This window comes from Pseudomonas sp. PS02303, assembly GCF_029959925.1.
Lineage (GTDB): Bacteria > Pseudomonadota > Gammaproteobacteria > Pseudomonadales > Pseudomonadaceae > Aquipseudomonas > Aquipseudomonas mandelii.
In genome coordinates this window covers 1-7081 of the sequence record NZ_JASCOM010000286.1, presented here as the reverse complement: position 1 = coordinate 7081, position 7081 = coordinate 1, and the positions used below count along the sequence as shown (strand labels likewise).

Genomic DNA, 7081 nt, shown 5'->3' with positions numbered 1-7081 from the left:
GCTCGCGATTGCGGTTTTACATTCAACGCATTGGTTGACTGATACACCGCTATCGCGAGCAGGCTCACTCCTACAGGTTGATCGCATTTCAGGCCTGATCGAGCGCCACACCCGCACCCATCAACCCGGAATACGGCGCCGTCACCAGCCACACAGGGATGCCTTTGAAGTAATCGCTCATGCAACCCTTGTCGGCGAAGCACCGGGCGAAACCGCTTTCGACGAAGAAATCGGCAAACCGCGGAATCACTCCGCCGACGATATACACGCCACCGCGAGCCCCCGTGGTCAGCACGTTGTTGCCGGCGACACGACCGAGCCAGCAGCAGAACTGCTCCAGCACTTCCAGCGCAATCGGGTCACCCGCAAGACCGGCAGCGGTTATCGATTCCGGAGTATCGAGCACCGGCTCATGACCGTCCACCGCACAAATCGCCCGGTAGACCCGCGGCAAACCGCTGCCGCTCAACGCCGTTTCAGCGCTGACATGCCCGATCTCATTGAAGATGTGTTGCCACAGTTGGGTTTCACGCAGACTGCTCAAGGGCAGATCGACGTGACCGCCCTCCCCTGGCAAGGCGGCAAAACGGCCTTCACCCAGGTCCAGCAAGGTGCCGACACCCAGCCCCGTGCCCGGACCGATCACCACGGCAGGCCGCAGCGGCTCAGGCGTGCCTTCGCAGACCACCCGAAACTCACCCGGCTGCAAACGGGTCATGCCCAGCGCCATCGCCGAAAAATCATTGACCAGCAACAACTGATCGACCTGCAATGCCTTGCAAAAATCTTTGCGACTGAGCCGCCAGTGATTATTGGTGAACTTGAATTCATCACCGCTCACCGGGCCGGCCACCGACAGGCATACCGAGCCGATCGAACCCGGCGCCAGGCCAAGCCCGCCCAGATAGAGGGAAATCGCCTCTTCCGGGCTGGCGTGGTCGGCCGTTGCCAGCACCTGGATCGCTTCCAGTTGCTGGTTTTTCCACAACGCGAAACGTGCGTTGGTCCCACCGATGTCACCGACCAAAGCCAGTTTCAATTAAGCGTCTCCAGGGCAGAAGTAAAGGCGCTGGCGCCCTGCTCTGCGGAGCTGAAGGCCATGCGCATGAAACCAAACAGTTCGCGACCGCTGCCAATGTTGTTGCCCAACAGGCCCTTGGCCGGGGTGCGCGCTGCAAACTCTTCGGCGTCCACCTTAAGCTCCAGGGTGCCTTTGACGCCATCGACGCGGATGATATCGCCCTCTTGCACCCGCGCAAGAGCACCGCCGACATAAGCTTCGGGACTGACATGAATCGCTGCCGGGATTTTCCCCGACGCGCCGGACATGCGCCCGTCGGTCACCAGCGCGACTTTGAAGCCGCGATCCTGCAGCACGCCGAGGAACGGCGTCATTTTGTGCAGCTCCGGCATGCCATTGGAGCGCGGGCCCTGGAAGCGCATCACCGCGACAAAATCCTTCTCCAGCAAACCGGCCTTGAACGCGTCGGCCAGGTCCTGCTGATCCTGGAACACCATGGCTGGCGCTTCGACGATCTGGTTTTCCAAGGCAACGGCGGAGACTTTCATCACGCCACGTCCGAGGTTGCCTTCCATCACCCGCAAGCCGCCCTCAGGCGAGAACGCACGCGCGACCGGGCGAAGAATGGTTTCGTCGAGGCTTTCGATCGGGCCTTCGCGCCAGACCAGCTCGCCGTTTTCGAGGAACGGCTCCATGGTGTAACGGCTCAAGCCGTGGCCCAGCACCGTGTTGACGTTTTCGTGCAGCAGCCCGGCTTCCAGCAGTTCGCGGATCAGGAATGACATGCCGCCCGCCGCCTGGAAATGGTTGATGTCGGCTTTGCCGTTCGGGTAGACGTGGCTCAGGGTCGGCACGACTTCGGAGAGGTCGGCCATGTCCTGCCAGGTCAGTTGAATGCCGGCCGCCATGGCGATGGCGGGCATGTGCAAGGTGTGGTTGGTCGATCCGCCAGTGGCGTGCAGCGCCACGATGGAGTTGACCAGCGAACGCTCGTCGACGATTTCGCCGATCGGCATGAAGTCACCGTTCTGCTTGGTCAGACGCGTCACCTGATGCGCCGCTTCGCGGGTCAGGGCATCGCGCAACGGGGTGTTCGGGTTGACGAACGAGGCGCCCGGCAAGTGCAGGCCCATGACTTCCATCAGCAACTGGTTGGTGTTGGCGGTGCCGTAAAAAGTGCAGGTACCCGGGCTGTGGTAGGACTTCATTTCCGATTCCAGCAGCTCTTCGCGGCTGGCCTTGCCTTCGGCATAACGCTGACGCACATCGGCTTTCTGCTTGTTGGAAATGCCCGAGACCATCGGCCCGCCGGGGACGAAGATCGTCGGCAGATGACCGAAACGCAGTGCGCCCATCATCAGGCCCGGGACGATCTTGTCGCAGATGCCGAGCATCAGCGCGCCATCGAACATGTTGTGGGACAGCGCCACGGCGGTGGACAGCGCAATCACCTCACGGCTCGGCAGGCTCAGCTCCATGCCCGGCTCGCCTTGGGTCACGCCATCGCACATGGCCGGGGTGCCGCCGGCGAACTGGCCGACGGAGCCGATCTCGCGCAGGGCTTTTTTGATCTGTTCAGGAAAGACTTCGTAAGGCTGATGCGCCGAGAGCATGTCGTTATATGACGAAACAATCGCAATGTTGGCGGAGTTCATCATCCGCAGACTGTGCTTGTCTTCAGTGCCGCAACCGGCCACGCCGTGGGCGAAGTTGGCGCATTGCAGCTTGCCGCGCATCGGACCGTCGCTGGCTGCATCGCGAATAAGCGCAAGGTAAGCCTCACGGGTTGCGCGGCTACGGGCGATAAGCCGTTCGGTGACCTCAAGGACGCGGGGATGCATGTGTAGAACTCCAGGCTAACGGATGTGGCGACCTGATTGTCTATGCTGAGCAAGAGCCGGTGTCGATGGGATGACAGACGGTTTTCTTGATCGGTCGGACCAGTTGATTCAGGTCACTCGTTGTAGATTGAACAAAATATTGCCATTAAAAAGGCTTGTTTTCTATTTTTATGCGAATAATCTTGTAATTCCAACAACAAAACGACGGCGGCCCTGTTAAATGACTCTTCGAATCGCAATCAATGGTTTTGGCCGAATTGGCCGCAACGTCCTGCGCGCACTGTATACCCAAGGCTATCGCCAGGATCTGCAGATCGTTGCCATCAATGACCTTGGCGACAGCGCGATGAACGCTCATCTGCTCAAGTACGACACCGTTCACGGCACGTTCGACGCCGATGTCCAGCACGATCAGGAAAGCCTGACCGTCAACGGTGACCGTATTGCCGTCAGTGCCATCCGCAACCCGGCCGAGTTGCCTTGGGCCGCGGAAAAAATTGATGTGGTGTTCGAGTGCACCGGTCTGTTCACCGACCGTGCCAAAGCCGCCGCGCATATTACGGCCGGCGCGCGCAAAGTGATTATCTCGGCCCCGGCCAAAGGCGCCGACGCCACCGTTGTCCACGGGGTCAACCACGACATTCTGCGCCAATCGCACCAGATCATTTCCAACGCATCGTGCACCACCAACTGCCTGGCCCCGGTGGCGCAGGTGCTGCACCGCGAACTGGGCATCGAAAGCGGTCTGATGACCACGATCCACGCCTACACCAACGACCAGAACCTGACCGACGTCTACCACACGGACCCGTACCGCGCCCGTTCGGCCACCCAGAACATGATCCCGAGCAAGACCGGCGCCGCTGAAGCGGTCGGCCTGGTGCTGCCGGAACTGGCCGGCAAACTGACCGGCATGGCGGTACGTGTTCCGGTGATCAACGTGTCGCTGGTGGACCTGACCGTGCAGCTCAAGCGTGAAGCATCGGCCGATGAAGTGAATGCACTGCTCAAAGAAGCCGCCCAGCACTCGAAGATTCTCGGCTACAACACCCTGCCGCTGGTCTCCAGCGACTTCAATCACAACCCGCTGTCGTCGATCTTCGACGCCAACCACACCAAGTCCAGCGGCAAGCTGCTCAAGGTACTGGCCTGGTACGACAACGAATGGGGCTTCTCCAACCGCATGCTCGATAACTGCCTGGCGCTGTGCAACGCTGAGTAACGGGGAGCTAAACCGATGATCGGTATCAGCTTCACGCAAAAGACCATGGCGGCGCGCAAGCGTATCGCCTTGGTCGCCCATGACCACTGCAAGGTATTTTTGCTGGACTGGGCCGAGCGGCAGAAGGACAAGCTTGCGCAACATGAACTGGTCGCCACCGGCACCACCGGGCTGTTGTTGCAACAACGCCTGGGCCTGCCGGTGGAAAGCATGATCAGCGGCCCCTTGGGCGGCGACCAGCAACTCGGTGCGCGCATTGCCGAGCAGCGGGTCGACATGCTGGTGTTTTTCTGGGACCCGTTCGAACCGCAACCCCATGACCCGGACATCAAGGCGTTGCTGCGGGTCGCGGCGGTCTGGAACATTCCGGTGGCATGCAATGAATGCAGCGCCGACTACCTGCTCAGCAGCCCGATGATGGAGCAGGCTCACGCTCACCGCATCCCCGATTACGCAACCTATCTGTTGGGTCGCGCCTGAACCGCTTTCGGATCCATCACTGATCCCTTGAACGGATAATGGACATCATCGTCCGTTCAAGAAGGATCAGGTACGCCAGCCCCGGAATTTCCCCGCGATTTCCCCCGTTTTAAGCCCTGTTTTCGGCAGATTTTTCCGCGCAAACGTTCAACCCCTACCGTTCGTCGGGGCCACCATCATGCATCCTCGTCCCACGCCGATGTGCATTGAATGGCGCTGAATGGACTTGGCGAACCGGGTCGACATCGGCCCACAGCCAACACTTCATCCCTTCGCGAGTTCGCCCTATGTTCGACTCTCTCTCTATCCGTCTGAAAATCGTCTTGCTGTCCGGCCTGTGCCTGCTTGGCGTGGTCGCGTTGATCGTCGGTATGAATTTCTACCAGACCAACCAGAACGATGAGCTGGTCAGCGCCTCCAGCCGCAAGATGCTCACCACCAGCGTGCAGGACCTGCTCCAGGCCAAGGCCGCCGAGCAAGCGGTGCGGGTGCAGAAGACATTCGGTGAAAGCCTGTTGGTGGTGACTGCCCTGGCCGATCAGATCAAGGACATGCGCGCCATGGCCGCCAAGCGTTCGCTTGAGGCCGGGGCCTTGCGTGAGGAGTTGAACCAGAGCCTGAAAACCGCGTTTGAGCGCAACAGCAAAGTGCTGGGGATCTGGCTGGCGTTCGAGCCCAACGGCCTGGACGGCAAGGACAGCGAGTTCGCCAACGATGCGGCCCGCCAGTCCAACGAATCCGGGCGTTTTGCCAGTTACTGGAGCCGTGCCGGTGGGGCCGGGATCAACACGATCATGGTCGAAGACGACATGACCAAAACCACCCTGAGCCTCAGCGGCACGCCGTACAACAGCTGGTACACCTGCCCTCGCGACAGCAAACGCACCTGCTTGCTGGACCCGTATGCCGACACCGTCGGCGGCAAGGAGATGCTGATGACCACCATTTCCGTCCCGCTGCTGGTGGACGGCAAGTCCATCGGCGTGGTCGGTATCGACATCGCCCTCGACGCCCTGCAAGCGGCCGCGGTCGATTCCCAGCGTGACCTGTTCAACAGCGCCGGGCACATGCTGATTGTCTCCGGCAGCGGTGTATTGGCTGGTTACAGCGTCGATGCGAGCAAGGTCGGCAAAGGCATTGATGCGACCCTCGGCGCTGACGGCAAGGACATCCTGCAACTGCTCAGCGGAGGCACGCCGAAGATCCTCGAACAAGGCGATGTGATTCGTGCGGTGTACCCGGTGAGCCCGATCAGCGACTCCAAAGCCTGGGGCGTGGTGATTGACCTGCCCAAGCAAGTGCTGCTGGCCGATTCGGTCAAGCTGCAAGCGGTGCTCGATGACGCCCAGCAAAGCGGCACGATCAAAGCGGTGCTGGTGGCTGTCGCGGCCGGCCTGATCGGTCTGTTGCTGATCTGGCTCACCGCGTCCGGCGTGACCCGGCCGATCAACAGCGTCGCCGAGATGCTCAAGGCGATTGCCAGCGGCGACGGCGACCTGACCCAACGCCTGCACTACAGCAAAAAAGATGAACTGGGCGAACTGGTCAGCTGGTTCAACCGCTTCCTCGACAAGCTGCAACCGACCATCGCGCAGATCAAACAAAGCATCACCGACGCTCGTGGCACCGCCGACCAATCCTCGGAAATCGCCCGTCAGACCAGCGAAGGCATGCAGGTGCAGTTCCGCGAAATCGACCAGGTCGCCACAGCGTCAAACGAAATGAGCGCCACCGCCCACGAAGTCGCCAACAGTGCGTCGAACGCGGCCAATGCGGCCAAAGGTGCGGATCAATCAGCGCGCGATGGCATGTCGATCATCGAGCGCAGCACCCGCGACATCAATCAACTGGCCGACGAAGTCAGCAAGGCTGTGACCGAAGTCGAGGCGCTGGCGGTGAACAGCGAGCAGATTGGTTCGGTGCTGGAAGTGATCCGCAGCATTGCCGAACAGACCAACTTGCTCGCCCTCAACGCGGCGATCGAAGCGGCCCGTGCCGGCGAAAGCGGTCGCGGGTTTGCCGTGGTGGCTGACGAAGTGCGCAACCTGGCCAAACGCACCCAGGACTCGGTAGAAGAAATCCGCGTCGTGATCGAGCGCATCCAGACCGGCACACGCGGCGTGGTGGCCACCATGCATTCGAGCCAGACCCAGGCCCACAGCAACGCCGGACAGATCCAGCAAGCGGTCCAGGCCTTGGGCAAAATCAGCGACGCGGTCACCGTGATCAGCGACATGAACCTGCAAATCGCCAGCGCCGCCGAACAGCAGAGCGCGGTGGCCGAAGAGGTCAACCGTAACGTCTCGGCGATCCGCACCGTCACCGAAACCCTGACCGGCCAGGCCACCGAATCGGCGCAGATCAGCAGCCAACTCAACTCGCTGACCACCCACCAGATGAAATTGATGGATCAGTTCCGGGTGTAACAGCCACAGCCCTGTAGGAGCGAGGCTTGCCCGCGAAGGGAGCGCTGCGGTTTTCAGATAGACCGCATTATCGTTCTTCGCGGGCAAGCCT

5 protein-coding genes are annotated in these 7081 nt (G+C 60.9%); 3 read left to right on the top strand and 2 right to left on the bottom strand.

The window, feature by feature from the left end; all coding sequences use genetic code 11:
* Positions 1–88: 88 nt before the first annotated feature.
* Positions 89–1039, bottom strand: coding sequence for a glucokinase (locus QMX98_RS30470; RefSeq protein WP_077748693.1), 951 nt, complete (start codon positions 1037–1039; stop codon positions 89–91).
* Positions 1036–2862, bottom strand: a complete 1827-nt coding sequence (edd, locus tag QMX98_RS30465; protein ID WP_010457401.1) for a phosphogluconate dehydratase — start codon at positions 2860–2862, stop codon at positions 1036–1038. The genes QMX98_RS30470 and edd overlap by 4 nt, the downstream gene beginning before the upstream one ends.
* Before the next feature lie 220 nt (positions 2863–3082).
* Between edd and gap the strand changes: the two genes are divergently transcribed.
* The 3 genes from gap (at position 3083) to QMX98_RS30450 (ending at position 6990) form a co-directional block, all read left to right on the top strand.
* The gene (gene gap / locus QMX98_RS30460) at positions 3083–4084 is read left to right on the top strand and encodes a type I glyceraldehyde-3-phosphate dehydrogenase (RefSeq protein WP_282411865.1); all 1002 of its coding nucleotides are present in this window, start codon (positions 3083–3085) and stop codon (positions 4082–4084) included.
* A 15-nt stretch (positions 4085–4099) separates the two neighbouring features.
* The gene (locus QMX98_RS30455) at positions 4100–4564 is read left to right on the top strand and encodes a methylglyoxal synthase (RefSeq protein WP_282411864.1); all 465 of its coding nucleotides are present in this window, start codon (positions 4100–4102) and stop codon (positions 4562–4564) included.
* Positions 4565–4851: 287 nt separating this feature from the next.
* Positions 4852–6990, top strand: a complete 2139-nt coding sequence (locus QMX98_RS30450) for a methyl-accepting chemotaxis protein (RefSeq protein WP_282411863.1) — start codon at positions 4852–4854, stop codon at positions 6988–6990.
* Positions 6991–7081: the final 91 nt, after the last annotated feature.

Excerpts from the sequence above, each read along its gene's own strand:
- edd (WP_010457401.1), bottom strand. The coding sequence starts at position 2,862 with ATGCATCCCCGCGTCCTTGAGGTCACCGAACGGCTTATCGCCCGTAGC.
- gap (WP_282411865.1), top strand. The coding sequence starts at position 3,083 with ATGACTCTTCGAATCGCAATCAATGGTTTTGGCCGAATTGGCCGCAAC.
- QMX98_RS30455 (WP_282411864.1), top strand. The coding sequence starts at position 4,100 with ATGATCGGTATCAGCTTCACGCAAAAGACCATGGCGGCGCGCAAGCGT.
- QMX98_RS30450 (WP_282411863.1), top strand. The coding sequence starts at position 4,852 with ATGTTCGACTCTCTCTCTATCCGTCTGAAAATCGTCTTGCTGTCCGGC.